Here is a 1,908-nt window from a genome sequence, read left to right as displayed (position 1 = left end):
TCGGTGATCGGCGTGGTGGCGAAGAAGTAATCCTTGAAGCCAGGCGTGTCGTACACCAGGTGACGATACGAGGTGAACGCGCGATCCGAGAGCTGCTGCATCACGCCCTCGAACGTCTCCAGGTCCTTCGGCGCGTTCTGCGTCGGCAGCAGCGAGGCTTCCAGCGTGGCGGCAATCACCGTTTCCAGGTTGCGCCGGCCGATCTCGGCGTTGGCGAACTTGCTGTTGATGATTTCGCCCTGCTCGGTCAGGCGGATCTGGCCGTTGACCGTGCCCGGCGGCTGCGACAGGATGGCCTGGTAGGTCGGGCCGCCGCCGCGGCCAACCGTGCCGCCGCGGCCGTGGAACAGGCGCAGCTTCACGCGGCGCGCCTCGAACACCTGCACCAGCGCCAGTTCAGCCTTGTACAGCTCCCAGTTGGAGGTAAGGAAGCCGCCGTCCTTGTTGGAGTCGGAGTAGCCCAGCATCACTTCCTGCTCGCCGCCGTGGTGGGCGATCACCGAGGCAAAGCCCGGCAGCTCCAGCAGCGATTGCATGATGCCGGCGGCGTTGCGCAGATCCTCGATGGTCTCGAACAGCGGGATCACCATCAGTTCCGGGCGCGCCGGGTCCGACTTGCTGCCCAGCGTGCCGCGCAGCATGCCGGCCTCCTTTTGCAGCAGCATCACCTCGACCAGGTCGGAGAGCGTCTCGGTGTGCGAGATGATGTAATTGCGGGCCACGCGCGAGCCATAGCGGGCGCGCAGCTCGCGCGCCATGTTCAGGATGGCCAGTTCGCTGCGGGTTTGCTCGGAGTAGATATGCCACGGCAGGGTCAGCAGGCGCGGCTGGCGCAGCTCGGCCAGCAGCAGTTCCAGCTTGCGGGCTTCCGGCAGGGCCGCGTAGTTGGCCTCCACGCCGGCGGCGGCAAAGAGCTCGGCGATCACCGCTTCGTGCACGTCGGAGACCTGGCGCATGTCGATCGAGGCCAGGTGGAAGCCGAACACGGCGATGGCCTTGGCCAGCGCGTCGATGCGGGTGCGCGCGAGCGCCTCGCCGTGGTGGGCGCGCAGCGAGTCGATGACCACCTGCACGTCGGCGCCGAAGGATTGCGCATCGGCGTACGGCGCGGCGCTGGCCACCGGGTGGCGCGGCGCGGCTTGGCCGGTCACGGCCAGGCAGGTTGCCGCCAGGCGCGCGTAGATGCCGATCAGGGCGCGGCGGTAGGGCTCGTCGGCGCGGTGCTCGGAATGGTCGGGTGAGGCTTCGGCCAGCGCCAGCAGTTCCGGGCTGGCTTCCACCATCAGGCTCGACATCGAGAGCTCGGCGCCGAGCGCGTGCACCTCGTCCAGGTACCACTCCAGGATCAGCGACGACTGCTTGCTCGCGGCCTGTTCCAGCGTGTCGGCGGTGACGTTGGGATTGCCGTCGCGGTCGCCGCCGATCCACGAGCCCATCTGGAAGAAGGGCGCGAGCTGGGTCTGCGCGGCCGGCGCGGACTTGCTCTTGCGGGTGGTGGGGAACACCGCGGCGATGTCTTCCTCCAGCTCGCTCATCAGCAGCGGGATGCCGCGCAGGAAGCAGGTACGGTAATAGGACAGCGCGTTCTCGATCTCGTCGACCACCATCAGCCGCGTGTTGCGCAGCATGCGGGTCTGCCACAGCGTGGTGACACGGGCACGCAGCAGCGCGGTGTTGTGATCGCGCTCGCGCGCCGTCATCGGCAGGTCGCGCTCGGCCAGCAGGCGGGCGATCTCGCGCTCGGCGTCGAGAATGCTCTTGCGCTGGACTTCGGTCGGGTGGGCGGTGAGCACCGGGACGATCAGCGCTTCATCGAAGAACTTGCGCAAGGTCTTGCCGGTCACGCCGGCCGCGTCGATGGCCTGCAGCGCGTGCGCCAGGCTGCCCGGCTGCGGCGGCGAGCCGGCC

General features: G+C 68.6%; 1 protein-coding gene. It reads right to left on the bottom strand.

Going from position 1 to position 1,908, the window contains the following annotated elements; translation table 11 throughout:
• On the bottom strand, positions 1–1,908 hold a 1,908-nt coding region (locus ACYP5B_RS20210), incomplete at both ends, for a phosphoenolpyruvate carboxylase (RefSeq protein WP_459570918.1).

Source organism: Cupriavidus sp. 8B, assembly GCF_054589115.1.
This window is presented reverse-complemented; position numbering and strand designations above follow the sequence as displayed.